Here is a 24,269-nt window from a genome sequence, read left to right on the forward strand (position 1 = left end):
CCGCGATGAGACTCACCGACGAACAGCGGGCCCTGCGCGAGACCGCCGCGGAATTCGCGGCGGAACACCTCGCGCCGCACGCGATCGAATGGGACCAGGCCAAACACTTCCCGGTCGATGTTCTGCGCAAGGCCGCCCAGCTGGGCATGGGCGGCATCTACCTGCCCGAGGACCTCGGCGGTTCCGCGCTCGGGCGGCTCGACGGCGTTCTCGTCTTCGAGGCGCTCGCCACCGGTTGCCCGTCGCTGGCCGCGTACATCTCCATCCACAACATGGTCGCCACCATGATCGACAAGTTCGGCGACGACGTCCAACGGCACCGGTACCTGCCACGGCTGTCCACTATGGACACTTTCGGCAGCTACTGCCTCACCGAACCGGACGCGGGATCCGACGCGGCGGCGCTCTCCACTCGCGCCCGCCGAGAGGACGACGAGTACGTGCTCGACGGGGTCAAGCAGTTCATCTCCGGCGCGGGCACTTCGGACGTTCACGTCGTACTCGCCCGCACCGGCGGCCCCGGCGCCCGGGGCATCTCGGCGTTCATCGTCGAACGGGACACGCCGGGTGTCTCCTTCGGCCCCAACGAGATCAAGATGGGCTGGAACGCCCAGCCCACCCGGCAGGTGATCTTCGAGGGCGTCCGAGTGCCGACGTCCGCGCTGCTCGGTGGCGAGGGTGACGGATTCCGGGTCGCCATGTCCGCTTTGGACGGTGGCAGGCTCAACATCTCGGCCTGCTCCCTCGGCGGCGCGGAGGCCGCGCTCGGCATGGCCGTCCGGCATCTGTCGGAGCGTTCGGCGTTCGGTGAGAAGCTGTCGGAGAAGCAGGCCTTGCAGTTCCGGCTGGCCGACATGCGCACCGATCTCGAAGCCGCCCGCACCCTGCTCTGGCGGGCCGCGGACGCGCTCGACCAAGGCGAGGACGCCGCGACCCAGCTGTCGGCGATGGCCAAGCGGTTCTGCACCGACACCGGGTTCGAGGTGGCCAACCAGGCGCTGCAACTGCACGGCGGCTACGGCTACCTCGCCGAGTACGGACTGGAGAAGATCGTCCGCGACCTGCGGGTGCACCAAATCCTCGAAGGGACCAATGAAATCATGCGCGTGATCATCTCGCGCCGGATGCTGCAGGAGGCCTCGTGAACGACGTCCAGTTTCTCGTCCACAGTGGAATCGGCCGGATCACGCTGAACCGGCCGCGTGCGCTGAACTCGCTGAACCACGAGATGGTCCTCGCCATGCTCGAACACCTCGAAGCGTGGCGCGCCGACCCGGGTGTCCGCGCCGTGCTGATCGACGGTGCCGGCGATCGCGGACTCTGCGCGGGCGGCGACATCCGCGCCATCTACGACGACGCCCGCGGCGGCGGCACCGCGTCCCTGCGGTTCTGGGCCGACGAGTACCGGCTCAACGCGCTCATCTCGCGCTACCCCAAGCCGTACCTCGCGCTCATGGACGGACTCGTGATGGGCGGCGGGGTCGGCGTCTCCGCGCACGGCAGCCACCGGATCGTCACCGAACGCTCCCGCGTCGGCATGCCCGAGACCGGTATCGGCTTCGTCCCGGACGTCGGCGGCACATACCTGTTGTCGCGGACGCCCGGCGAACTCGGGACACATATCGCGCTCACCGCCGGTTCCATCTCGGGCCCTGACGCGATCCACTGCGGGCTCGCCGATCATTTCGTGCCCAGCGAACGAATCCCGGACCTGCTCGACGCGCTCGCTTCCCGGACCCCGGACGCCGCGCTGGAGCTGATCGCCGAGCCCGCGCCGCCGAGCGCGCTGGCGAAGGACGCGGACTGGATCGACCACTGCTACGCGGCGGACACCGTCGAAGAGATCTTGGCCCGGCTCCACGCCGGGGGTGACGCGGCCGCCACCGCCGCCAAGGAGATCGAGGCGAAGTCGCCGACCGCGTTGAAGGTGACCCTGCGGGCACTCCGGTCCGCGGCGGTGATGTCCGATCTGGAAACCGTGCTGGCGCAGGAATACCGGATCGCGGCCCACGCGCTCGCGTCCGCCGAGTTCGTCGAGGGCATCCGGGCGCAGATCATCGACAAGGACCGTTCCCCGAAGTGGTCCCCCGCCACGCTGTCCGAAGTGGACGGCGAACTCGTCGACGCTTACTTCACCGATCTCGGGCAAGCCGAATGGAACGGGGTGGGCCGATGACCATCGCCTTCCTCGGCCTCGGCAACATGGGCGGCCCGATGGCCGCCAACCTGGTCGAAGCCGGTGAGACCGTCCATGGCCACGACCCGGCTCCCGCCGCGCGATCCGAGGGTGTGGCCAGGTTCGACAGCGCGAGCGCGGCCGTCGCGGCGGCGGACGTCGTCATCACGATGCTGCCCAGCGGACGGCACGTCCTCGACTGCTATCGGGAGATCCTGCCGTCCGTCCGCCCCGGGACGCTGTTCGTCGACTGCTCCACCATCGACGTCGCCGACGCGCGGCGGTCGGCCGAGCTCGTCATCGCGGCCGGTCATCGAGCCCTCGACGCCCCGGTGTCCGGTGGGGTGGTCGGCGCCGAAGCCGGGACGCTGACGTTCATGGTCGGCGGCGACTCGCAGGCGTTCGTCACCGCCGAGCCGTTCCTGGGCATCATGGGTGCCAGGGCGATCCACTGCGGCTCGTCCGGCGCCGGTCAGGCCGCGAAGATCTGCAACAACATGATCCTCGGCGTGTCGATGATCGCCGTCTCGGAGGCGTTCGCCCTCGGCGAGGAACTCGGCCTCACCCATCAGGCCCTGTTCGACGTCGCCTCGACCGCGTCCGGGCAGTGCTGGGCACTGACCACCAACTGTCCGGTGCCCGGTCCCGTCCCGGCCAGCCCTGCCAACCGCGGCTACAGCGGCGGATTCGCCAGTGGCCTGATGCTGAAAGACCTGCGCCTGGCCGAATCGGCGGCCCGGGACAACGACGTCGCCACCCTGCTCGGCACGAGAGCCGCGGAACTCTACGCGGCGTTCGTCGAACGTGACGGCCCCGGCCGTGACTTCTCCGCCATCATCACCGCCGTCCGCGACGGCCTCCTCAGCAAGGAAAGCGCATGAGCGAATACGAGACCATCACCGTCGAGCGGCCCGCCGATCGCGTCGCCCTGATCACCCTGAACCGGCCCAAGGCGCTCAACGCGCTGAATCTGCTGGCCATGCGGGAGATCACCGGCGCCGCGGGCGAACTCGGCCAGGATCCCGGCGTCGGCGCGATCGTGCTCACCGGTTCGGCCAAGGCCTTCGCGGCGGGTGCGGACATCAAAGAGATGCAGCCTCAGTCGTTCAGCGACGTCTACGCCGCCGACTGGTTCGCCGGCTGGGACGCGCTTTCGCGGGTCCGTGTCCCGCTGATCGCGGCGGTCTCCGGCTACGCCCTCGGCGGCGGCTGCGAACTCGCCATGATGTGCGACGTCCTGATCGCGGCCGAGAACGCCAAATTCGGCCAGCCGGAGATCACCCTCGGCGTCATCCCCGGCATGGGCGGCTCCCAGCGGCTGACCCGCGCGATCGGCAAGGCCAAGGCGATGGACCTGTGCCTCACCGGCCGCATGATCGACGCCGCCGAAGCCGAGCGGTCGGGACTGGTCTCCCGCGTCGTGCCCACCGAGAGCCTGCTCGACGACGCGCTCGCGGTCGCGGCGAAGATCGCGAGTATGTCCCGTCCCGCGGCCATGATGGTCAAGGAAGCCGTCAACCAGGCCTTCGAGTCCGGTCTGGCCGACGGCCTGCGGTTCGAACGGCGCCTGTTCCACGGCACCTTCGCCACCCAGGACCAGAAGGAGGGCATGGCCGCGTTCACCGGGAAACGCGAGCCGAAGTTCCTTCACTCCTGACCGGTGATCGCCCGGTAGAGCGGCCGCAGCAGGGCGGTGACCGAGGTTCCGTCCACAGTGGCCTTCAGCGGCGGGACCTCGTCGAGCAGTCCCAGCGGGTCCCCGGCCGGTGGTCGTCTCGTGTTCGTGACGTCCCCGGCCGGGCCCCAGCCGAAGAAGTCGTCCATTACCTCGTCGAGCCCGGGCGTCTCGGCTTCCGACGACGGGGCCGTCACCCGGGCGCCCGCCTGCCGTCCGATGTCTTCGAGCAAGGCCGTGCGGTCGCGCCCGCGGAGCGTGAAGATCGCGAACGGGTCCGCCTCGTCCTCGAGCGCGATCAGTCCCGCGACGAGGTGATCGCAGGGAACCCGTGTGCCGGGACAGGTGCAGTCCAGCGAGAGTTCCCACGCCGCCTCGGGGAACAACGGCACCTGCTCGGCGGCGAAGAAGCGATCGATGCCGTCCGGGACCCGGCCGTCGAGCAAGGCTGTCTTCATGGCCTCGTCCGCGACGACGGCGGCGGTGACCGCCGTCCACACCTGCTTGCCGAACGTCGGCAGGCCGATGCGGACTTCGTGGAACCGTTGCCGGGTGACCCGGACCCGGGCGACGGCGGCGCCGGGCCCGATCGTGAGCGTGTCGACCCGGCAAGGCGGCACAAGTCCTCTGTGGACACCGAGCTCGTCGAGTGCCCGGCGGAATCCCTCAGCCATCGGCCGCCTCCCGCCCGAGTGTGAAGACTTCGCGCAGCGAATCGGTGGACAGCTCCGTGAGCCAGTCCTCCCCGTCGGTGACGACGAGGTCGGCCAGTGCCTCCTTCTTGGTGATGACGGCGTCGATCCGCTCCTCGATGGTGCCGGGGCAGACGAACTTCCGCACCTGGACGCTGCGCCGCTGGCCGATGCGGAAGGCACGGTCGGTGGCCTGTTCCTCGACCGCGGGATTCCACCACCGGTCGAGATGCAGGACGTGGGTGGCCGCGGTGAGCGTCAGTCCCGCTCCCCCGGTCTTCAACGACGCGAGCAGGATCGGCGGGCCCTCGCCCGATTGGAAGTGCTCGACGATCGAGTCGCGGCGCCGCTGCGGAAGGCCTCCGTGCAGGAACGCGATCTTCGCGTTCAGCCTGTGCGAAAGATGCGGCACGAGCAGGTGACCGAACTCGGCGAACTGGGTGAAGCACAGCGCGCGGTCGCCCGATTCCAGGATCTCCGCCAGGAGTTCTTCGAGCCGGTTGACCTTGCCGGAGCGATGCCCGATCGGCGAACCGTCGTGCAGCAGATGGGCGGGATGGTTGCAGATCTGCTTGAGCTTGGTGATCGCGGCGAGGATGTTGCCGCGCCGTTTGACCCCGGCGCTGTCGGCGATCTTGGTCATCATCTCGTCCACGGTCGCGCGGTACAGCGTCACCTGTTCGCGGGTGAGGCGGTATTCCTGCAGGATCTCGATCTTCTCGGGCAGATCCGCGAGCACGGTGGGATCGGTTTTGAGGCGCCGCAACAGGAACGGCCGGGTCAGCCGGCGCAGCTCGGTGGCCGCGGCCAGGTCGCCCCGGCGCTCGATGGGCACCTCGAACCGCTCACGGAACTCCTGCCTGCCACCGAGGACGCCGGGGTTGAGCAGGTCCGAAAGCGACCACAGGTCGGCGAGCCGGTTCTCCACCGGCGTACCGGTCAGCGCGATCCGGTGCCCGGCGGGGATGCGGCGCAGGGCCTGCGCGGGCCCGGTGTTCTGGTTCTTGACCGCCTGAGCCTCGTCGAGCACGAGCCGATGCCACCGGATGCCCGCGAGTTCGTCTGCGTCGCGCGCGGCGGTCGAGTAGGTGGTGACGACGAGATCCGCGCCCTCGATCCGCGCGGCCAGCCGCGCGCCGTGCTCTCGATCGGCACCGTGATGGAGGTGGACGCGCAGCTCCGGCGCGAACTTGGCCGCTTCGCGCTGCCACGTCCCGAGCAGCGACATCGGGCAGACGAGCAATGTCGGTTCCCTGTCGTCCTGTGCTCGCTCGATCGTTTCGAGCGCGAGAAGCTGGACGGTCTTGCCGAGTCCCATGTCGTCGGCGAGGCAGGCCCCGAGCCCGATCGACGTCATGAACGAAAGCCACGCGACACCGCGGCTCTGGTAGGGCCGCAGGGTCGCCACGAACGCCGGCGGCGTCTCGATCGGTTCGATCGTGCGCTGGACCCGTCCGGCGAGGAAGTCGTCGATCCAGCCGTCGGTCGTGACCTCGGTGACCGGGAGCGGCGTGTCGTCGAACCCGTGGAGCAGGGCAAGGAGGTCCGCTGGGGTGGGCAGCGGTGGTTTCTCGCGGTCCGGGTCGCGGCGGAGGTACTCGAGACCGGCGCGCAGCAGTTCGGGGTCCACGCTCACCCAGCGGCCGCGCAACCGGACCAGCGACGACTTCGCGGCGGCGAGCCCGGCGAGTTCCTCGTCGGTCAGCGCGTCCTCCCCGACGGCGAGCGCCCAGCGGTAGGAGGCGAGCTGGTGGCGGCCGAGCCGGTGCACGGCGGCCTGATCGACGGGCGCGCCGCGGACGGACAGCTTGAGCGCGAGCTTCCGCCTGCCGCCCCAGCTCGCCGGGAGCTGGACGTCGAACCCGGCCGCGATCAGCTGTTCCGCGCCGCCGTCGAGGAATTCCACGGTTTCGCCGACGGTGAGGTCGTAGACACCCGGTTTCTCGGCCTCGACCGCGGGGCCGAGCAGCGGCAGCACCCCGGCGGCCCGCTCCAGCTCGGCGGTGAACAGGCCTTCGGGGTCCGTGAACTTCGCTCCCGCCTTGCCGGACCAGACGTCCTCGGCCGGGAGCAGGAGGCTGGGATCGGCCGCGGAGCGCAGGAGGAACCGCAGCTGCCACTTGGTCCCGTCGCCGGTCTGGTCGTCCGGGTCGTCGGCCGGGCCGTGCAAGGTGGGAACCTCGTCGAGTCTGAAGCAGACGGTGCCCTCGGTGAGGTCCGTGTCGCCGATCGCGTCCCAGGCGGCGATGCCCTCGGCGACGATCCCCATGCGGCCCGGCGCCTGGCCGATCCGGTCGTCGGCGCTCTTCAGCGCATGGAGCCACGACCCGAACGGGCCTTCGCGCCCGTCGCTTTCCGTGGCATGTCCGGCGGCGGCCAGGCGATCGCGGACCGCGGCGTCGACCAGCGTGTGGAGCGCGTCGGTGACGAGCGCCGCCGGATCCGGTCCGGGGTGTTCGGCCCGGCCCACCGGCGGGGTGGCCGCGATCAGCGCCCGGAGCGTGACCGCGTCGCCGCCCCGGGCCACCGGCCGCCAGCGCGCCCGCGCCACGATCTCGTCCCGCACGAGCGTGGGAAGCACCCGGCCGCGGCGCACCAGGTCGTCCGCCAGCCGGACGACGGCTCGGAGGTGGCGGACGGAAGTGCCGTAGCTGACCGTGTCGGCCAAGTCCCCCAGCTCCGAGGGGTCGATCAAGAGCGCCGGTACCGACCAGGGTTCCAATGTCGGTTCCTGCTGCGGACGGCCCCGAGCGCCCAGTTCGGGCGAGGCGACCGGACCGCCGCGCCGCGACGGCAGCACCAGGACGGCCGACGCCGGCTTGCCGGGATGCAGGGCGGTCAGGTGCGCGACCGACGCGGCGAACGGATGCGGCCGGACCGCGCTCGACGGCCGCATCGACGTCGTCGCCGGGCGGTCACCGTGTTCGCCCCAGAGCACGATCCCACGGCCACGGGACCACAGGCCGTGCACGACGAGTGACGACATGTTCTCCCCTCCGCGGTCTGTTCCCCCAGCATGCCCGGGACCGATCAGCGTCCGGTCAGCGAGGGTCACACCATCGTGTAGCTAGGCGAAGATCGTTTGCTCTTCTAGCCTTATCAGTTCGTCCCCACACGGAAGCGACCATTCGATGACCGACGGAGGAGCACGCGCCGGCGTGCTGTCGAAACGCGCGCTCGTGATCGCTTCCCACGTCGTGGAGCGGGCCGCGCTCGCCGAAGGCACCGACGAGAACATGGTCGTGGTCGCGCTCTTCCAGCGGCTGCCCTACTTCGAACGGGAACGCGAGGTCTACGCCAGGATCGCCCGCCGCGCGGCCGTCACCGTCGTCGGGATGGTCGATTCGGGACGCCCGGACCTGCCGCACGGCGTGACGCCGGTCCTGCTGCGCGCCGATGAGAGCCTCGCCCGCGAATGGTCGGTCGCGGTGCTCACCCCGACCTTCGGCGGTTCGGTCGTCGCCCAGGACCTCGACGACGTCGACCCGTCCGCGTCCACCGTCGAAGCGGCACGGCGGTTCCAAGGCCGCTGGGGTTTCCGCCGCGACGAGGCCTACGCCGAGGTCGTCCGCCTGCGCGACGCGCTCGGCGATCGCCTGCCGCCCACCGCGCGGATCAAGATCGACGAGGTCCTGAACAGCGTGACGACCCCCGCGGCGGCGCCGGTGGAGAACCGCGCGGAAGCGGCCCTGCGTCACCTCGCCGGGCGGCTGGAACGGCGAGCGCCGGCCAAACCGGAGGAACCGGCACTCGCGACCGATCCCGACACCGGACTGGCGACCATGGCCGGGATCTCCGGCTGGCTGGGCGCGTCGACCGACACCGTCCCGCTCGGTCTGATCCTGATCACCGTCGACGACCTCGCCGAGGTCGGCAGGCGCCACGGCAACCGGGTCAGGATGCACACCGAACAGAACATCGCGGATCTGATCCGCGAGGATCTGCGCCCGCTGGACAAGGCCGTCCGGCTCGGCACCGACGAATTCCTGCTCGTCCAACCCGCATTGGAAGCCGCAGATCTGACCGAACGCAGCCTCCGTCTCGAACGGCGGCTCGGCGCCCTCCACGCGACCTACCCGTTCGTGGATCTGCACCCGCGGACGACCACCATGCTCACCCGGAGACGGCCGCTGCCCGTGCATTCCCTGCGCGGACAGCTGAAGCAGGTGCCGTCGACGGTGTTGTGGCCGCCCAGTCACGGCATGCTCCCGGCGCCGAGCGGCAACGGTTCGACCTGGTTCCACTGATACGGTCATTCCGGCGGAAACCGTCACGGGGATGGCGCGCAGGTCGAGGTGCCGCGACGGCCGGCCAAGGCATTCAGCGCGTGGTGGCGCCGGTCGCCGTCGGACTACCCTGCCGGAATGGTCATGCAGAAACTGGGATGAAGGACGTTCCGGGGCGTTGACTCACGGCCACCGCGCTTCGGAAAGCACGCGCGCGGCCTTGAGGAACGCCTTGCGGTCGGCGACGGACAGGTGGTCTAGCAGCCGTTCCTCCTGCTCCTGAATCCGGGCTTGAGCCGACCTCCGCGCCGCGCGGCCGGCCTCGGTGATCCCCAACAGCCGGACCCGGCGGTCCTTCGGATCCGGCTCGCGGGTGATCAGCCCGTCCTCCTGGAGGGTGTCGAGGGTGCCGATGATCCGGGTCTTGTCCGCGCCGATCGCCTTGGCGAGCGCGGCCTGCGTGCGGACGGGCCCGTCGTCGAGGGCGCTCAGCACCACGTAACCCCACATAGTCAACCCGTGCTCGGCCAGCACCGGTGTCTCGGCGTTCATCAGCCGTCGCATCAGCCCGCCGAGCATCGCCGCGAGATCCGGCCTCCCCTGCTCCGCCATGCGCAGACCATACCGACCGGCCTCCCGGAACCGGTTGACGAACTCGTAAGCATCTGTAGATGATATGCGTATGCCTATCGATAACCTTCGCATCCTGGATGCCATCGTGACCCGGACCAGCCTGGACCTCGTCACCAAGATCACCCCCGCGGATCTGGCCAAGCCGACCCCGTGCAGCGCCTGGACCCTGCACGGCCTGCTAGCGCACATGGCCACCCAGCACCACGGCTTCGCCGCCGCGGCCGATGGCGAGAGCCATCCCGACCATTGGCGACTGCTCCCACTGGGCGACGACCCCATCGACACCTACCGCGCCTCAGTGAACCGGGTGCTGAACGCCTTCGCCGCCCACGACCTCGCCGACCGGAAGTTCGCCCTTCCCGAGTTCTCAACCGAAATCACCTTCACCGCGGAGCAGGCTCTCGGGTTCCATTTCGTGGACTACCTGGTGCACTCCTGGGACGTGGCCAAAACCCTCGGCCTGCCGGTCGAGTTCCAGAAAGAGGTACTCGACGCCGGACTGGGGTTCGCCAAGGCGATCCCGAACGGGAAGAGCCGGGACGCACCGGGCGCCGCGTTCGGCCCGGCCGTCGACGCGACAGGACCGTCCGATTTGGACACGATCGTCGCCCTGCTGGGCCGCTCCCCGTCGTGGCCGGACCGGATGGTTCCCCAAATGAATCTCACGCCGGCCGTCCGTGAGTGACCACCGCTCCGTCGGCTCGATGTCGACCGGCATCGGTGTGACGACCGGTGACACGGGACGAGGCGTGGTTCACCGTGAAGGAATGGATCCCCGACCGGCCTGTGGAGCACGGACCTCGAGTCACTCCGTCGCATCGGCGTGATGTTCCCGCACCGACTCGAGTATCCGGGCGGTGACCAAGCCGGGCTTCTCCAAGGAAAGTCCATGGGTGGCCTTGGGCACGACCTCGACGCGGATATGCGGGCTCAAGGACCCGAGCCGGGCCGCCACCGCGGGAGCGTCATGGATGACGCTGCGTTCGCCGACGACGATCCGGGTGGGTACGTCGATCGACGACAACTCGTCATCACCGAACAGGTGCATCTCCGGGAGACGCTGCTTGTACTTGAGCGCGGCCAACAGCAGAGGTCGCACGGTGTGCCGCACGTCCGGATCTCCTGACGACATCAGTCGGAGGAACCACTTGGGCAGGAACCAGCGGAAGATTTCGCGGAGGCTCCACCAGATGAAGCTCCGGCCGATCACGCCGAATCCCGCGGCTTCGACGGTGACGACACCGGCGATCCGATCGGTCGTCCGGGAGGCGAGGTTCAGAGCCAGCCAACCGCCTCTCGAAACACCGGCGAGGTATGCCTTTTCATGACCGGTTCCCGCGAGCACCCCGTCGACGACCTCGGCGAGCCAGTCCGCGCAGTCCTCCGTGGACTCGATCGGCGCGGCCTGGATCGATCGCCCGGGTTCGCCGATGGAGTCGACCGCGTGGATCCGGTGCCGGACAGCGAGTTCGGCGATATGCGGATACCAGGACAGTGACGTGCCCATCCCACCGGAAAGCAGCACGATCGGCGGGCCTTCTTCCGGCCCGCAACTCCGGACCCGGGTGGGGCCGAATCTCGTCTCGATGTCCAGCTCCTCGGCAGGAACCGGCCATTTCCGCAAGATCGCGTCATAGGTGGCGAAGAACCGCTCTTCCGCATTCTTGTCGATGAACTCCCCCAGCATCGGACCTCCTCGAAGTTTTATAGTGCACTTGCACTATAACAGCGGGTGGTCGCCGAGGCCAACACTCGACGACGTGGCAGAGTGATCGCGTGCCGAAACGTGTGGACCACCAAGAGCGCAGGCGTGAGATCGCGGAGGCGCTCTTCCGGATCGCGGCAGGCCGAGGCCTGCAGGCGGTCACGCTGCGTGCGGTGGCCGCGGAGGCGGGCATCTCGATGAACCTGGTCCAGTACTACTTCCCCACCAAGGAAGAGATGCTGGGCTTCGCCTGGCGGCGGATCGTCGAACTGACCATGGAGAACGCCGGGAAGACCATCGGCGAGGCGATGAAGACCGAGGACGAGCGCACCATCGTGCGCGCCTATCTCACCGCGGTCTTGCCGGAAGGCGAGCGCGGCCGGATGCTCGCCGCTGTCCAGATCGCGTACTTCGCCGTCGACGTCACGCGCGGAAGCCAAGATCCCGACCAGGAACCGCTTCTGCCCCACCTGGTCCACGCGATCACCGGGCTGCTCCGGGCGGCCCAGGAGAAAGGCGACGTACCCGCCCGCGTCGACCCCCGTCTGGAGGCCGACGCGCTCGCGACGATGTCCGCCGGCCTCGTCACGGGAATCCTGGTCGACGCCTACACCGCGGAACGGGCGGCGGAGATCGTCGACTATCGGCTCGACGGAGTATTCAGCGGCGACCGATGAGCGCCTCGATGCCGTCCAGGATGCGACCGAGACCGAATTCGATGTCGGCGTCCTCGATGCCTTCTTCACCATAGGCCTCGCCGGAAATCACGGCGGCGACGCGCGTGTAGCCCCGCCCTTCGAGACGTGGCCCCAGAAACGCGCTCAACGCCCGGACCTGTTCAGGCGGGCTCGCGTTCACGTCTCGCAGCAAGGAGGCGGTACTGCGAACCCACCCGTCGACCAGTACGGCACAGCGCGTCACGTCCTGGGCGTTCAGCCCTGAATCCGCCATCCCCTCGAGGAAGTTCTCCAGCCACCCCAGCAGATTCGGCGTACTCGGCGCGCTTCGCACCGGCAGGTCGATCAGCCACGGGTGGCGGCGGCAGCGTTCGAGGAGCGCGCGGGCCCAGGCGGTGACCGCGGCGCGCCAATCGCCGGACGACGGTTCCGGCGGCGGCCCCCAAGCCGCTTCGGCCACGAGAACGAGCAGTTCCTCTTTGGAGCTCAGATACCGGTAGAGCGCGTTCGCGGTGATGCCGAGACGTTTGGCGATCGACGGCATGGACAGCGCCGCGTAACCCTCCGCGTCGGCCTGCGCGATGGCCGCGTCGACGATCTGCTCGTGGCTGTATCCCGGTTTCGGTCCCCGCCGGGGCGCCGGGGCGTGCCCCCACGCCAGCGCGGTGCCCGGCGGCAGCAACTCGATCTTGACGTCGTCCATCGGGGCATTGTTGCACCCGAAACCGGTAAAGGCATACACTGTTCATGGCATACACAGTTACTTCCTGAGTTGGGGGATCGACCATGACCGAACCGAACAGGCGGAACGTGCTCCGCGGGGCGGCCGCACTGGCCATCGGCGGAGCCGCCGCGGCCTACGGGAGCACAGGGTCCGCCTTCGCCGCCCAGTCCCCTTCGATCCGCGCCGCGAAGGAGCGTTTTCCTTTCGTCGAGGGTGCTTTCGCGCCGGTCAAGGAGGAGGTGACCGCGTTCGGCCTGCCGGTCACCGGCCGCATTCCGAAGGACCTCTGCGGGCGGTACCTGCGGACCGGGCCGAACGTCCTCGGGCTCGAGGATCCACGCGCCCACCACTGGATGCTGGGTGAGGGGATGGTGCACGGCGTCCGGCTGCGCGACGGGAAGGCCGAGTGGTACCGCAACCGCTGGGTGCGTTCGTCCGGTGTCGCGGCGAAACTCGGCGAGCGGTATCCGTGGCCGGTGCCCGCCGAGGACTTCGCGCCGAACACGCACGTCATCAGCCACCACGGCCGCATCCTCACCCTGCAGGAGTCCGGCGCCCCGCCGTACGAACTCGACGGCGAACTGAACACGTTGGGGCCGTTCGATTTCAGCGGTTCGCTGGAGGGCTCCTACACCGCGCATACCAAGTTCGACGCCCGTGCCGACGAACTGCACGCGGTGACCTATCACCCGACCTGGGACCACGTGCGGCATCTGATGGTCGACCGGACCGGCCGCGTGGTGCGGACCACCCGGATCCCGGTCACCGACAGCCCGATGATGCACGACTTCGGGCTCACCGAGAATTACGTGGTCGTCTTCGACGTGCCTGTCACCTTCGATCCACAGCCCGGCAAGGTGGTGCCCTACAAATGGAACACGGAGCACCCGGCCAGGGTGGGGGTGATGAAACGCGACGGCGGCCCCGTCCGCTGGTTCGGGGTGGATCCGGTGTTCTACTCGCACACGCTCAACGCCTACGAGCAGGGCTCCACCGTGGTGGTCGACCTGACCACGATGCCGGCCCCGTTCGAGGTGGCCGGTAAACAGGGCTTCGGCGGCCCGTCGGCGTCAGGTCCGCCCGTGCTGGAGCGCTGGACGATCGATCTCGCGCAGGGGCGGGTCCGGCGCCGTGTTCTCGACGACCGGCCGCAGGAGTTCCCACGGCTCAACGAAAGTCTGGTGTCACGGCGGCACAGGTACGGCTATTCGGCCTCCCCCGGCGAATTGTTCGACGTCTACCTGGACAAGCCTTCCGGCTCTTTCGGCAACGCGCTGATCAAGCACGACTTGCGGAGCGGACGCTCGGAGGTGCACCGCTTCGGCCGGGGCGCCGACGCGAGCGAAGCGGTGTTCGTGCCGTCGTCCCGCAGCAAGTCCGAGGATGACGGTTATGCCCTCGCCTACGTGAACAACCCTGACCGCAACGCCTCTGACCTGGTGATCCTCGCGGCGCAAGACTTCACCGCGAAGCCGCTGGCACGCATCCACCTGCCGAGGCCGGTGCCGCTGGGCTTCCATGGAAGCTGGGTCGCCGACTGACCGATCGGGTGGTCGCCGGACGCCCGGCGACCACCCCCCGGTTCACACTCCGGTGAGCACCTCCTCCACCGCGGCGGCGGAGTCCGGGTAGCGCTCGAGCAGCGCCAAACCGGTGGACGCGGTGCTCCCCCACGGCTCGTCGCAGCCCAGCAGACCCGCCACGGCATCACAGGCCGCCGGATGCGCCGCCAGCAACGCGAGGCCGCCGCCTCCGGTCTTCCTCGTCACCGCGATGGGTTCCGGCTGATCCTTCCAGGGCGGGACCCATTCGTCGAGTGCCGTGAGACGGCCGGGGAAGATCCGCCCGGCCTCGCGCACGAGCAGCGGTACCAGCTCCGCGCCCCGGGAGCGCAGCGTGGTGATCAACATCGGCAACCAGGGCAGCAGCAATCTGTCCGGAAGCTCGGCGAAGGCGTTCGACACCGCCTCGACGACGAAGTCCGCCAATCCCGGCGCCGGTTCCAGCGCGTGGACGAAACCGCTCAGGTAGCGCGGGTAAGCGGGCAGCACCATCGGGTTCGCCAGCAGTCCGGCGCACCGCTCACGCAGTTCCGCGCGCGAAAGGCGCCCGAGCTGGACCTGCGCCGCCCACAGCAGTGCCACCTTCGACGGCTCCTCCGGATGGGATCCGGTGATCGCCAGCTCCAGCTGCGTGCGGTCGCACCCCAATGACAAGGCGAGCGCCTCCATGCTGAACAGGAAGCCGAGCATCGCGGCGACCTGCTCGACACCGGCCTCCTCGTCGGCGAAGGCCGCCGGGAGCAGGGTGCAGTAGTGCGCGTACCCCGTCCTGACGAAGTCCTCGATCCAACGCGGCAGCACCGGCTCGCTGGTCCGGTAGTGCGCCAGCAGCCTCCGCACCCGCCGCAGCACTTCCGGAGCGCCGTCGACGGTGCGCTCGGTGGCCAGTACCTCCAGGGCACGCGTGCCCAGTTCCCCCGCCAGCCGGGCGCTGCGCAGGTAGAGCGTCGCGTCCTCGACCGCTCCGAGCACCTTCGCGGCGGTGGCCTGGGGGTGATAGGCGGCTCGCCGAAGCCGTTGTTCCAGCACCTGTTCGACGCTGACGCCCTCGTAGCCCAGCTCGATCAGGGCGCGCTGGTGAGTGCCCAGCGCCAGATCCCACGACTCCTGGATCGGCCGTTCGCCGAGCCGCCGCTCCCCCATGATCGGCCGTGCCGCGCCGTGCGGCATCAGGTAACGCAGCATCCACAGCAGATCGGAGCAGGGCTCCAGCTCCGGCTTCGTCGCGATGTCGAGCAGCGCCCGTTGCACACCTCGTTGCTGCAGCTTGAGGTTCAGGGGCTCCAGTCTGTCGTGCACGTCGCGCGCCAGCGGTGGCAAAGCGTCGTAGCCGACCTGGCCGATGCGGTCGCCGCCCATCATGATCTCGACGAGGCGGCGCACGTCGCGCCTGCCGGGCACGACGTCCTTCTCGATACAGGTGACCGCCGCGTCCTGGAAGTCGTACGGCGTCGGCTTGGCCCGGTCACGCAGGCCCGCCAGCAGGATCGAGGTCTCGAACACCGCGATGGCGTCCGCAGTCGAGGACAGGTACCCGTTGCGGCGCGCCGCCCGGACGATCTCGACCGACCAGCCCAGCAGCTCGGCCTCGTCCAGCCTGTCGAGCACCGGAGGTCGTTGCAGGAAGCCGGAAAGCCGGTCCGCCGCCACCGGATCCGGCGTCGGCGCGGGCAGCTCCGCGGCTTTCTTCCGCTTCGGCCCGCCCACCTGTCCTTCCAGCTGGAACTGCTTGACCTTGGTGCGCTTGAGGTTTTTCGCCCACTCGGTCGCCGCGATCGACACCGATCCCCCGGCCAGCCCGAACTGCGCCTCGATCGAGGCGTGGCTAGAAGGGATCAGCCCGTACTGCCAGGTGCTCGCACTGCGCGGGCTGATCACGAACCGGTCCGTACCTTCGACACCGAATTCCGCGACCCGGCTGGCCGCGTGGAAGGCGCCGCAGATGTAGAGACATTCCGCGGGATCCGCGCCCGAGGCGGCGAGATGCTCACGCATACGGGTCCACATGTAACGCTCACGGTCTTCGTCCACCCGCACGTGCCGGGTGTCCCCCGGCGCGAGACGGCGAAACAGGCTGCCGATCAGGAACATGACCTGGCGGTAGGTGTCATGGTCACTGTCGCCGAGCGGCAGCTCGACATATTGGTGCCACCACTCCGACCAGTGCCGCACCCGCCCGTGCCGCAGCAGGTGCTCCTCGAGTTCGGCGAACCGGGGCCGCAGATCACCGATCTCGACGCCGACCGCGTCACCGTGCAGCGCGGCCTCCTCCTCGGCGGGCGGCTCGTCCGGGTCCGGGGACGGCTCCCGTTCGTTCCACTGGAAGACGTGGTCCGCCGACCGGTCGACGAGGACGAGTTCGACGCCCGGGGTGTCGAGGGCGTACGCGATCGCTTGGTACTCCGCCGAAGCCTCGGTGATCGGCGCGACCACGGACAGGGGCGCCCACTCGGCGGGGAATCCCTTCACGTCCGTCGCGAAAGCCTGCACCGCCACCGGAAGACGGCAGTTCCGCAGCTCGGTCAGCAACGGCGCCATGTCTTCGCACAGTTCGAGGTAGACCACCTTCGGCTGCTTCTCCCGCAACCGCCGTGCCATCGCCACGGCCGAAGCCGGGGAATGGTGGCAGACCGGGAAGATCTCCAAAGGCTCGCGCACCGCGCGGTCGACGTCGTCGACGAGCCCGAGCAGGATGCCCTCCAGCGCTGCGGGTCCGTCGGCGAAGGCGGCCGCGGCCTCCTGCAGCTGGCCGCGCAACGCCTCGAAGGCGCCGCTCACGAGAGGGTGGCGATCGCGTCGCGGCCGCCGTCGAGGAACTCCGGCCAGTCCCCGCCCTCGTCCTTGCTTCGAGGTTCGACGACGCCGTGCAGGTACTTGTTGAGGATCGCGAGATCCTCCGGCTCACGACGGGCGAGCGAGCCGACGAGCGACGACGCCAGCGTGCGGGCGGTCAGTGCGCGTTCCCCGAAGAAGTTGCTGTGCAGCACCGCGTCTTCGAGCACGCCGATCTGTTCGGCGGTGGACAACGCGGACTCCAGCTTCTCGTCGTCACTGCCCGCCGACGCCGCCGCGGCGCGAAGGTCGCCGAAGCTGCGCAGCAGCACGTCGAGCAGCGTCGGGGGCACGTCCAGCTCGATCTGGTGGCGACGCAGCAGTTCCTCGGTGCGGAAGCGGACGATCTCCGCCTCGCTCTTCTTGTTCGTGACCACCGGGATACGGACGAAGTTGAAGCGGCGCTTGAGCGCGGAGGACAGGTCGTTGACTCCGCGGTCGCGACTGTTGGCGGTGGCGATCACGGAGAAGCCGGGCTTGGCGAAGACGATGCCGTCATTGTCCAGTTCCGGCACCGAGATGTACTTCTCCGACAGGATCGAGATCAGCGCGTCCTGCACGTCGCTGGTGGACCGGGTCAGCTCCTCGAACCGGCCGATCGAACCCGCCTCCATCGCGGTCATGATCGGCGAGGGGATCATGGACTCGCGGGACTGGCCCTTGGCGATGACCATGGAGACGTTCCACGAGTACTTGATGTGGTCCTCGGTGGTGCCGGCGGTCCCCTGCACGACGAGCGTGGAGTTGCGGGAGATCGCCGCGGCCAGCAGTTCGGCGAGCCAGCTCTTGCCGGTGCCGGGGTCGCCGATCAGCAGGAGCCCGCGGTCGGAGGCGAGCGTGACGATGGCCCGCTCGACGATGCTCCGGTCGCCGAACCATTTCTGCGAGATCTCGCGGTCGAGTCCGTCGGCTCGCTCGGAGCCGAGGATGAACAGACGCAGCATCTTCGGGGACAGGCGCCACGCGAACGGTTTGGGGTTGTCGTCGACGGACTCCAGCCAATCCAGCTCTTCGGCGTACTTGATCTCGGCGGGGGCGCGCAACAGGTCGGACATGTCTTGCCTTTCGGGAAGGTTCAGGAGGTGAGGAAAGTCTTGAGTTCGTGGACGAGTTTGGTGATGTGGCCGGAGATCACCGGCGTGCCGAGATCCTTGAAGCGCTCGCGGAACCAAGGGTTGACGCTGCCCCGGCCGGCACTGGTGACCGAACCGACCGGGATGAACTTCGCCCCGGACCGGTGGATCGCGGCCATGCTTTCGAAGAGCTGCTCGACGCGGGTCTCGTAGAAGTCGGAGATCCACACCACCACGGTGTTGGCGGGTTCGGCGATCTTCGGCTGGGTCAGCGCCATCGCGACCATGCCGTCGTTGCCGCCGCCCAGGTTGGTGCGCAGCAGCGTTTCGAACGGATCATGCACCCACGGCGTGAGGTCGAGCGCCTGGGTGTCGTAGGCGATCAGATGAACGTCCACTTTGGGCAGTCCGGCGAAGATCGAGGCCAGCACGGCGCAGTTGACCATCGAGTCCACCATCGAGCCGGACTGGTCGACGACCGCGATGAGCCGCTGTGGCGTGGTCTTCTTCGCGGTCTGCTTGTAGTAGAGGCGATCGACGTAGAGTCGCTCCTCTTCCGGGCTCCAGTTGGTGAGGTTCTTCCAGATGGTGCGATCGAGGTCGAGGTTGCGGAAAACGCGCTTCGGCGGGACCGAGCGGTCCACCTTGCCCGTCGAGGCCTTTTCGACCTGGGTCCGCAGGACCTCCGCGATCTCGTCGACGTAACGGCGGATGAGCGACTTGGCGTTGGCCAGCGCCACTCCGGACAGATTGTCCTTGTCCCGCAACAACTGTTCGATGAGGGACATGCTCGGGCTCAGCTTCGCCGCGAGCGCGGGATCGGCGAGGACCTCGCGCAGATGCATCCGCTTGACGAGGTCCGCCTCAAGGGCGCCGAGTTCCGGGCCGATCGCCGGGATCAGGGTGCTCAGGTCAGGGGTGCCTCCCCCGCCGGTGCCGCCGAGTCCGGTCGGGGCGCCACCGGGACGACCGCCGCGCAGTTCGCCCGGACGGCAGCCCAACGCGCGCTCGAGCCAGCCCGCGTCGGCCTGCCAGCAGGACAGCTGCCCTGCCGTCACCGTGTGAGGTGCCGGGGCGAAGACGTTGAGCAACACCTTCGACACCAGCGCCGCGCGCCGCACCTCCGCGGCCTTGTCCCTGATGTCCTCGGCTTCGGGGACCATCAGCCCGTCGAACTCGGCGGCCAGCTCAGGATGACGCTGGACGACCGAGTCGACCGCGACGTTCGGGTCCAGCAGCGCGGACGGCAGGCCTATGTCCTCGACCACGGCCACACTCGCCGATTCGAGCGCGGCCTGCTCCTCGGTGTCGAAGAGCCGGGCGAGCAGCCGCCAGTACAGGACCTGGCGGCGGTTGTCCTCGGGTTCGGTCATTTCCGCAACAGCCTTCCGGCGCGCTCGCGCAGTACGGCCGCGGCGTCGGTGGCGGCCTTCTCGGCTTTCACCCCGGCCTTGTCCGTGGTGCCCCCGGCCCACGCGCCGGCGTGCACGGGGGTGGTCTTTTTGCGCACGGTGGTCTCGACGGCGAGCGGCTGCAGGCGGAAACCGCCGTCCCACCGGATCAGGCCGATGCACGCGCTGGAACTCGCGACCGCCTTCGGCGTGAGCGGACCGGCGGCCGGGATGCGATCGGTCTCGACGGAGAGCTGGTTCCCGGCGAACGTGAACGTGAGCGCGTCCTCGTCGCCCTCGATGCCGTAACCCTCGAGGAAGACAGGGACGGCGATCCGCACCGGGTGCCGGTCCAGTGGCGCGACCACCGGCGTGAAGGCCTTCGGCAGAGCGACACGCGCGGTGGAGAAGGCGTCCGCGGGCTCGCCGAGGCGAGCATGCTCGTCCTGCCAGAGCAGGTCGCCCTCGGCGGTGACCGGCATGTCGGTGAGGTCCATCGACCGGCCCTCGCTGATCGCCGTGAGCAGGGAAAGATGCGGGCGCAGCAACTGCCAGATCCCGGCGCCGATGATCGTGTCCGGCTTCGGCACGGTCACGTTCGCGCGCACGAGACGGGGCGCTGCGCCGTCGTCGGGTTCGAACACGGCGTGGACCTGGGCCTGTGCGGCCGTCGAATGTTCCAGCAGATCGACCCCGAGCGGCAGCAGGCGGCCCGTGATCGTGCCGGTCGCGGGCGTCGCCGCCGCCCCGGGCAAGGTCAGCACCATTCCGCGTGACCACAGGTCACCCCAGCGCCGGGCGGGGACGCGCTCCAATGCCGCACCAGGGCAGGACGCCGCGAGCTCGGCCGCGAAGCCGTCGAGCAGGACAGCCAGCCGGCGCGAGGTCGGTTCCGCGAGCAGCGCGGAGATCACCGGCGCCGAAGCCGAGATCAGGTCGTGGTCGATGCCCCGCCACCCGGCACGGGCCAGATCGGACAGCCAGGACCGTGCGGCGGCCAGCAGATTCGGTGCTTCCGTCTCCGAGGTTTGCCAGGCGACCTCTTCGTCCAGTGGACGACCGGACGCCTCGGCGAGGCACGCGAGGATCGCGTCATGCACGGAGCCGAAGACTGCGATCCTCGCCGCCGCAAGGGAAACAAAGTGTTCCTCCCCCGCCGCACCGGCTGCGGTCTTCTCGGCCGCCTCCGCCACCCGTGCCGCCAACGGCGACCCCGCGACGGCGTCGGCCAGCTCGGTCAAGCCCGCGATCTTCTGGGGACGAAGCAGCCCGGCGACGAGCACGTCGTCGAAGGCGTCGACAACCGCCAGCGCCTCGTCGAGACCGGCGATGGGATCGGTGAGCAGGTCGATGCGCATCACACCACCGCCCTGGTCGGCGGGAACCACTGCAGCTCCGGCACCGGCGCCGTCGACGGCTCGAATTCGAGGTATGCCAAGTGCCGCAAGAACTGGCTGAACACCGAAGCGGCGGCGGTGTTGTCACCCTGCGACGGCCGTGTCGCGCTCATGGTCTGCGAAATGGCCTGCGCGGTCGGCTCGGGAACTTCGACGCGCAGGTACCGCGCCACCCGCTCGGCGCCGTACTGAAGAGTGGATTCGTTGATCAGGGCGAGAATGTGGTTGCAGAACATCCCCCGAGCCCCGCCGCAAGGCCGGTTGTTGTTGGTACTACAGGCGAATTCGTACGTGCTCGCCGCGACCGACGAGACGTACACCCGGCCGATGTCCGAGCCGCTGGACACCACGCCCTGCACCCGTCCGTCGGCCAGTTCGACGAACGGGACCTTCGCGAGCTTGCGCGGGCGGGCAGGTGGCAACACCCTGGCCGTGCTTGCTCTTTCCCAGTCTGACAACGCATCTTCTCCTTGCGGGGTGCCTCGGTGGGGACTGGGATGAACCTAGCGGGAGGCACCGACAGTTTTGATCACATCTGGCGTTTTGCGAGCTGAACGGCCAGATCGGCGAGACCGTCGGCTTGGAAGTCGAACCGATCCGCCGCCGACGGAGGGTCGCCGACGGGCCTGGCGACGTAGGCGGTCCGAAAGCCGACGCTCTGCGCTCCCCTAAGGTCCCACGCGTGGGCGGCGACCATCAGCAGCCGCTCCGGCGGCGCGCCTGAGACCTTGACGGCCAGTTCGTAGACAGCCGGGTCCGGCTTGTAGGTCTGCGCCTCCTCCGCGGACAGAGCCTGATGCCAGCGGAGCCCGGCGTGGGCGTTGATCCTGAGCAGGCTCGTCCGGCTGGCATTGGAAAGGCCGATCAGCGGGCACTGCTCAGCGAGCCGAGCCAGCCCTTCGGCGGTGTCAGGCCAGGGCGGCAGCTTCGGCGCCACGTCTGTCTTAGTGGTGAGCTGGCCCGCTTCGCGATCGAGAACGTCACTCGGGGCGTACGGCCTTTCCCCTTCGACGATGCGCCGCTGCTCGATCTCGACGTGGTCCAGCCACAGTTTGACCAGCTCATCCGCATCGGCATCCGGTACGGCCTGCCGGATGGCCGCGCGAATCCCGGCCGGTTCGTCCACGAGCGTCCCGAGTATGTCGAACACCAACGCGTCGATCTCCACAGCAAACCTCCCGGTAAGGGTTAAAGTGTTGGTTAACCGCGAACGTACGAGAGGCTGGTAAGGGATGCAAGTGGCATTAGACGATTACGTCTGGGCGGCGGGCATCGCAACCGACCTGGTCAACACCGCTCCTGAGGTTTGGCACGGGGAAGACAAACTGCCCGACCTGGCATCCCTCGCCGCCTTCGCTGACCTTCACTCGCTACCAGTACGCGCTCGGCCTGGTGATCCGCGTGCCGTTCACCGGCTTCGCGCCACCGTGCGGGATCTGATCGATCACCCGGAACAGGCGCGCCTCATCGCCGGAGCATCCGCACTCACTTCGCCGACCGGCGGCATCACCCTCGATACCTCGTCCGACCGCCGTCGATGGACCGTTTCACTCCGACCGGGTGCGACTGTCACCGACACGCTGTCCCTGATCTGTGGCATCGGGATACTCGGCGTCGTCCAGACGCTCGGCGCAGAACGGTTCCGCGCGTGCGGCGCACCCACTTGCCGGGGCGCGTTCATCGACACGACGCGACCCGGGCGGCGGCGATACTGCATGCCGGGGTTATGCGGAAACCGCGTCAATGTCGCGAACCACCGAGCGCGCCAAGCGGCAGCGCACGAATGACGAGGTAAGACAAACGTGTCGTGACCGACTCTCCTGTGGCAAAAGCCTTCTTCGCTGACTTCAAGATGGGCAGAGAGTCCTTCGCCATACTGTTCCGGACTGGCCGACGAGACCAGCCATGCATCGAGTGTCCACATGGGACACTTTCTGGCGGCAAATATCCGATTGATGCCCATATGTACAGTTCCACACGGGGGTCGTGAGTGATAAAGAGGGTTATCGAGGGGTAAGTCAAACGTGGCGTGATCGAACCCCTGCCGCACAGGCCGTCCTCGCCGACTCGCGATGAGATGGCCGCCCCGGACAGCAGGGTTCCGGACTGGCTCGCGGGGATGACCTCGGCGCGATGTGTCCACAAGGGACACTTCGCACGGATTGTGCGCCTGATTGATGTCCTGATGTCCAGTTCTCGCGCGGGTCGTGAGTGGCAAAGAGGGCTAGAACGATCATTGCCACTCACGACCCCCGCGAAAACCGCTCAAATCGGACACGCGGAGGAGTTTAGTGTCCCTTGTGGACGGTAAGATCGCGATCAGCCGGCCGCCGGCACGCAACACGCCACCTTTGCCTTACCCCTCAAATAGAACGCTCTTTATCACTCACGACCCCCGTGCGAAGTGCGCAAATCGGGCACTTTGATCAGGATCAGTGTCTCTTATGGACAGTCAAGAATGCGCCAGGTCGCTTTGGCGAGCCCGCTCCCGCCGCCAACCCTGACACTGAGCCACCGTTGCCTTACCTCTCAATACGAGGCGCGAATCTCGAGTCAGCGCAGGTCGACGCGGTCCAGCTGCCGCATGCGATCGCCGATGAGACCACTCTGCTCGACAAGCACGTAAGGGATCGACTCGAGGCACCCGAGAAGGAAGATTCGTCAATCGAGTCCGCCGATCAGTGGTTCGTACCCGCAAACACGGTGCCCTCCCCTGCAAACGCCGGGGAGGGCACCGCTACAACCAAGCGTCAGACGCCGGCGACCTGCTGAATCCAGGACCGGTACTGCGTGATGTTCGTGTAAGCCGTGGTCGTCTGCCGGTCGCTCGTCGAAGCGACGCCGACCTGACGACCGGAGGCGAACATCGGGCCGCCCGAGTCCCCGCCGGCGGTGATGCCGTCGCCGCGGCGCGCGCACACCGCGACGCCGCCGTTGTAGTCACGGCACGAGACCGAGGTGACCTGGACGTTGGCGACCTTCAGGTAACGCGACTGGCAGTTGATCTCCGAGCCGCACTGGCTGGTCGCGCCCCAGCCGTAGACCTGGACGGTCTGCCCGACGGAGACGCTGGCGGTGGTGCCCAGCGGCGAGTACGTCGCGTTCACCGGGGCGGTGAGGCGCACGATCGCGAGGTCCGCGCTCGCGTGCCGGGTGACGGTGGAGCCGGTGGCCATGGTGCCGCCGCTCTGCTGGTCGAGGCTGCCGATCCGGAAGGTGAACGTGCCGCCGCCGGCCACGCAGTGCTTCGCGGTCAGGATGTACTGCGGCGCGATGATCGTCGAGGTACAGGTCTGCCGGCCGTTGGCGAAAAGCCTGGCCGCCCAGGGGCCGCTCGACGCGTTCTGGCCGCCGATGATCATGGGCTGGACATCGGAGGACGGTTCCGCGGCGGAGGCCACGGGGGCGGTGACGCCGAGCAACGCCGCGAAGGCGGTGCCGGCGACCAGGGCGAAAGAGCGCAGTCGCATGGTTCCGACTCATTTCTGCGGCCGGGACTCAGCCGC

The 24,269-nt window shown here is 68.7% G+C and carries 21 protein-coding genes; 9 read left to right on the forward strand and 12 right to left on the reverse strand.

All coding sequences use genetic code 11. From position 1 onward, the window contains the following. Positions 1–5: 5 nt before the first annotated feature. Genes H074_RS06445 through H074_RS06460 form a run of 4 tightly spaced genes read left to right on the forward strand, consistent with a single transcriptional unit; the run spans position 6 to position 3,833 of the window. A complete protein-coding gene (locus H074_RS06445; protein ID WP_007029217.1) occupies positions 6–1,145 on the forward strand; it encodes an acyl-CoA dehydrogenase family protein in 1,140 nt (379 codons plus the stop codon). After that, the gene (locus tag H074_RS06450) at positions 1,142–2,176 is read left to right on the forward strand and encodes an enoyl-CoA hydratase/isomerase family protein (protein ID WP_007029218.1); all 1,035 of its coding nucleotides are present in this window, start codon (positions 1,142–1,144) and stop codon (positions 2,174–2,176) included. Before H074_RS06445 ends, H074_RS06450 begins: the two co-directional genes overlap by 4 nt. Beyond that, the gene (gene mmsB / locus H074_RS06455; protein ID WP_007029219.1) at positions 2,173–3,057 is read left to right on the forward strand and encodes a 3-hydroxyisobutyrate dehydrogenase; all 885 of its coding nucleotides are present in this window, start codon (positions 2,173–2,175) and stop codon (positions 3,055–3,057) included. Before H074_RS06450 ends, mmsB begins: the two co-directional genes overlap by 4 nt. Next, positions 3,054–3,833, forward strand: a complete 780-nt coding sequence (locus H074_RS06460; RefSeq protein ID WP_007029220.1) for an enoyl-CoA hydratase — start codon at positions 3,054–3,056, stop codon at positions 3,831–3,833. The genes mmsB and H074_RS06460 overlap by 4 nt, the downstream gene beginning before the upstream one ends. On the opposite strand, the gene H074_RS06465 is transcribed toward H074_RS06460, so the two are convergent. Then, positions 3,824–4,525, reverse strand: a complete 702-nt coding sequence (locus H074_RS06465; protein WP_007029221.1) for an SWIM zinc finger family protein — start codon at positions 4,523–4,525, stop codon at positions 3,824–3,826. The genes H074_RS06460 and H074_RS06465 overlap by 10 nt on opposite strands. Beyond that, a complete protein-coding gene (locus H074_RS06470; protein ID WP_007029222.1) occupies positions 4,518–7,529 on the reverse strand; it encodes a DEAD/DEAH box helicase in 3,012 nt (1,003 codons plus the stop codon). The genes H074_RS06465 and H074_RS06470 overlap by 8 nt, the downstream gene beginning before the upstream one ends. 145 nt (positions 7,530–7,674) lie before the next feature. Between H074_RS06470 and H074_RS06475 the strand changes: the two genes are divergently transcribed. Further along, the gene (locus tag H074_RS06475) at positions 7,675–8,790 is read left to right on the forward strand and encodes a DICT sensory domain-containing protein (RefSeq protein ID WP_007029223.1); all 1,116 of its coding nucleotides are present in this window, start codon (positions 7,675–7,677) and stop codon (positions 8,788–8,790) included. Positions 8,791–8,952: 162 nt separating this feature from the next. Here the strand turns inward: H074_RS06475 and H074_RS06480 are convergent, their stop codons facing one another. Next, positions 8,953–9,381, reverse strand: a complete 429-nt coding sequence (locus tag H074_RS06480) for a MarR family winged helix-turn-helix transcriptional regulator (protein WP_007029224.1) — start codon at positions 9,379–9,381, stop codon at positions 8,953–8,955. Positions 9,382–9,487: 106 nt separating this feature from the next. Between H074_RS06480 and H074_RS06485 the strand changes: the two genes are divergently transcribed. Beyond that, entirely contained in the window at positions 9,488–10,087 is a 600-nt protein-coding gene (locus H074_RS06485) for a TIGR03086 family metal-binding protein (protein WP_235096674.1), read from the forward strand. A gap of 120 nt (positions 10,088–10,207) precedes the next feature. Here the strand turns inward: H074_RS06485 and H074_RS06490 are convergent, their stop codons facing one another. After that, positions 10,208–11,089: an alpha/beta fold hydrolase gene (locus H074_RS06490; RefSeq protein ID WP_007029226.1), complete on the reverse strand. Its 882-nt coding sequence runs from the start codon at positions 11,087–11,089 to the stop codon at positions 10,208–10,210. An 89-nt stretch (positions 11,090–11,178) separates the two neighbouring features. On the opposite strand from H074_RS06490, the gene H074_RS06495 reads away from it, so the two are divergent. Next, positions 11,179–11,784, forward strand: coding sequence for a TetR/AcrR family transcriptional regulator (locus H074_RS06495; protein WP_007029227.1), 606 nt, complete (start codon positions 11,179–11,181; stop codon positions 11,782–11,784). Here H074_RS06495 and H074_RS06500 read toward each other — a convergent pair. Continuing rightward, the gene (locus H074_RS06500; RefSeq protein WP_007029228.1) at positions 11,768–12,487 is read right to left on the reverse strand and encodes a TetR/AcrR family transcriptional regulator; all 720 of its coding nucleotides are present in this window, start codon (positions 12,485–12,487) and stop codon (positions 11,768–11,770) included. The two genes, H074_RS06495 and H074_RS06500, sit on opposite strands and share 17 nt — an antisense overlap. Before the next feature lie 83 nt (positions 12,488–12,570). On the opposite strand from H074_RS06500, the gene H074_RS06505 reads away from it, so the two are divergent. Continuing rightward, positions 12,571–14,049, forward strand: coding sequence for a carotenoid oxygenase family protein (locus tag H074_RS06505; protein ID WP_007029229.1), 1,479 nt, complete (start codon positions 12,571–12,573; stop codon positions 14,047–14,049). Between the two features lie 42 nt (positions 14,050–14,091). On the opposite strand, the gene H074_RS06510 is transcribed toward H074_RS06505, so the two are convergent. The 6 genes from H074_RS06510 to H074_RS06535 all read right to left on the reverse strand — a co-directional run bounded on the left by H074_RS06510 (position 14,092) and on the right by H074_RS06535 (position 21,931). Continuing rightward, positions 14,092–16,848 (reverse strand): DUF5682 family protein, encoded by a 2,757-nt coding sequence (locus tag H074_RS06510; RefSeq protein ID WP_007029230.1) that lies wholly within the window; start codon positions 16,846–16,848, stop codon positions 14,092–14,094. Continuing rightward, positions 16,845–17,957 carry an ATP-binding protein gene (locus H074_RS06515; protein WP_007029231.1) on the reverse strand — a complete coding sequence of 371 codons (1,113 nt, stop codon included), beginning with the start codon at positions 17,955–17,957 and terminating at the stop codon, positions 16,845–16,847. Before H074_RS06515 ends, H074_RS06510 begins: the two co-directional genes overlap by 4 nt. 20 nt (positions 17,958–17,977) lie before the next feature. Continuing rightward, positions 17,978–19,348: a VWA domain-containing protein gene (locus H074_RS06520; protein ID WP_007029232.1), complete on the reverse strand. Its 1,371-nt coding sequence runs from the start codon at positions 19,346–19,348 to the stop codon at positions 17,978–17,980. After that, the gene (locus H074_RS06525; RefSeq protein ID WP_039921694.1) at positions 19,345–20,724 is read right to left on the reverse strand and encodes a hypothetical protein; all 1,380 of its coding nucleotides are present in this window, start codon (positions 20,722–20,724) and stop codon (positions 19,345–19,347) included. The genes H074_RS06520 and H074_RS06525 overlap by 4 nt, the downstream gene beginning before the upstream one ends. Next, on the reverse strand, positions 20,724–21,221 hold the full coding sequence (locus H074_RS06530) for a hypothetical protein (protein WP_051071892.1): 498 nt from the start codon (positions 21,219–21,221) through the stop codon (positions 20,724–20,726). Before H074_RS06530 ends, H074_RS06525 begins: the two co-directional genes overlap by 1 nt. A gap of 71 nt (positions 21,222–21,292) precedes the next feature. Next, positions 21,293–21,931 carry a haloacid dehalogenase type II gene (locus H074_RS06535; protein ID WP_007029235.1) on the reverse strand — a complete coding sequence of 213 codons (639 nt, stop codon included), beginning with the start codon at positions 21,929–21,931 and terminating at the stop codon, positions 21,293–21,295. Between the two features lie 64 nt (positions 21,932–21,995). On the opposite strand from H074_RS06535, the gene H074_RS39120 reads away from it, so the two are divergent. Further along, entirely contained in the window at positions 21,996–22,550 is a 555-nt protein-coding gene (locus H074_RS39120) for a CGNR zinc finger domain-containing protein (protein WP_420805367.1), read from the forward strand. Between the two features lie 963 nt (positions 22,551–23,513). Here the strand turns inward: H074_RS39120 and H074_RS06540 are convergent. Further along, a complete protein-coding gene (locus tag H074_RS06540) occupies positions 23,514–24,233 on the reverse strand; it encodes a S1 family peptidase (protein ID WP_007029237.1) in 720 nt (239 codons plus the stop codon). Positions 24,234–24,269: the final 36 nt, after the last annotated feature.

Source organism: Amycolatopsis decaplanina DSM 44594, from assembly GCF_000342005.1.
Taxonomy (GTDB): Bacteria; Actinomycetota; Actinomycetes; order Mycobacteriales; family Pseudonocardiaceae; genus Amycolatopsis; species Amycolatopsis decaplanina.

Excerpts from the sequence above, each read along its gene's own strand:
- H074_RS06470 (WP_007029222.1), bottom strand. The coding sequence starts at position 7,529 with ATGTCGTCACTCGTCGTGCACGGCCTGTGGTCCCGTGGCCGTGGGATC.
- H074_RS06460 (WP_007029220.1), top strand. The coding sequence starts at position 3,054 with ATGAGCGAATACGAGACCATCACCGTCGAGCGGCCCGCCGATCGCGTC.
- H074_RS06490 (WP_007029226.1), bottom strand. The coding sequence starts at position 11,089 with ATGCTGGGGGAGTTCATCGACAAGAATGCGGAAGAGCGGTTCTTCGCC.
- H074_RS06480 (WP_007029224.1), bottom strand. The coding sequence starts at position 9,381 with ATGGCGGAGCAGGGGAGGCCGGATCTCGCGGCGATGCTCGGCGGGCTG.
- H074_RS06520 (WP_007029232.1), bottom strand. The coding sequence starts at position 19,348 with ATGACCGAACCCGAGGACAACCGCCGCCAGGTCCTGTACTGGCGGCTG.
- H074_RS06475 (WP_007029223.1), top strand. The coding sequence starts at position 7,675 with ATGACCGACGGAGGAGCACGCGCCGGCGTGCTGTCGAAACGCGCGCTC.
- H074_RS06445 (WP_007029217.1), top strand. The coding sequence starts at position 6 with ATGAGACTCACCGACGAACAGCGGGCCCTGCGCGAGACCGCCGCGGAA.
- H074_RS39120 (WP_420805367.1), top strand. The coding sequence starts at position 21,996 with ATGCAAGTGGCATTAGACGATTACGTCTGGGCGGCGGGCATCGCAACC.
- H074_RS06515 (WP_007029231.1), bottom strand. The coding sequence starts at position 17,957 with ATGTCCGACCTGTTGCGCGCCCCCGCCGAGATCAAGTACGCCGAAGAG.
- H074_RS06505 (WP_007029229.1), top strand. The coding sequence starts at position 12,571 with ATGACCGAACCGAACAGGCGGAACGTGCTCCGCGGGGCGGCCGCACTG.
- H074_RS06500 (WP_007029228.1), bottom strand. The coding sequence starts at position 12,487 with ATGGACGACGTCAAGATCGAGTTGCTGCCGCCGGGCACCGCGCTGGCG.
- mmsB (WP_007029219.1), top strand. The coding sequence starts at position 2,173 with ATGACCATCGCCTTCCTCGGCCTCGGCAACATGGGCGGCCCGATGGCC.
- H074_RS06465 (WP_007029221.1), bottom strand. The coding sequence starts at position 4,525 with ATGGCTGAGGGATTCCGCCGGGCACTCGACGAGCTCGGTGTCCACAGA.
- H074_RS06540 (WP_007029237.1), bottom strand. The coding sequence starts at position 24,233 with ATGCGACTGCGCTCTTTCGCCCTGGTCGCCGGCACCGCCTTCGCGGCG.
- H074_RS06525 (WP_039921694.1), bottom strand. The coding sequence starts at position 20,724 with ATGCGCATCGACCTGCTCACCGATCCCATCGCCGGTCTCGACGAGGCG.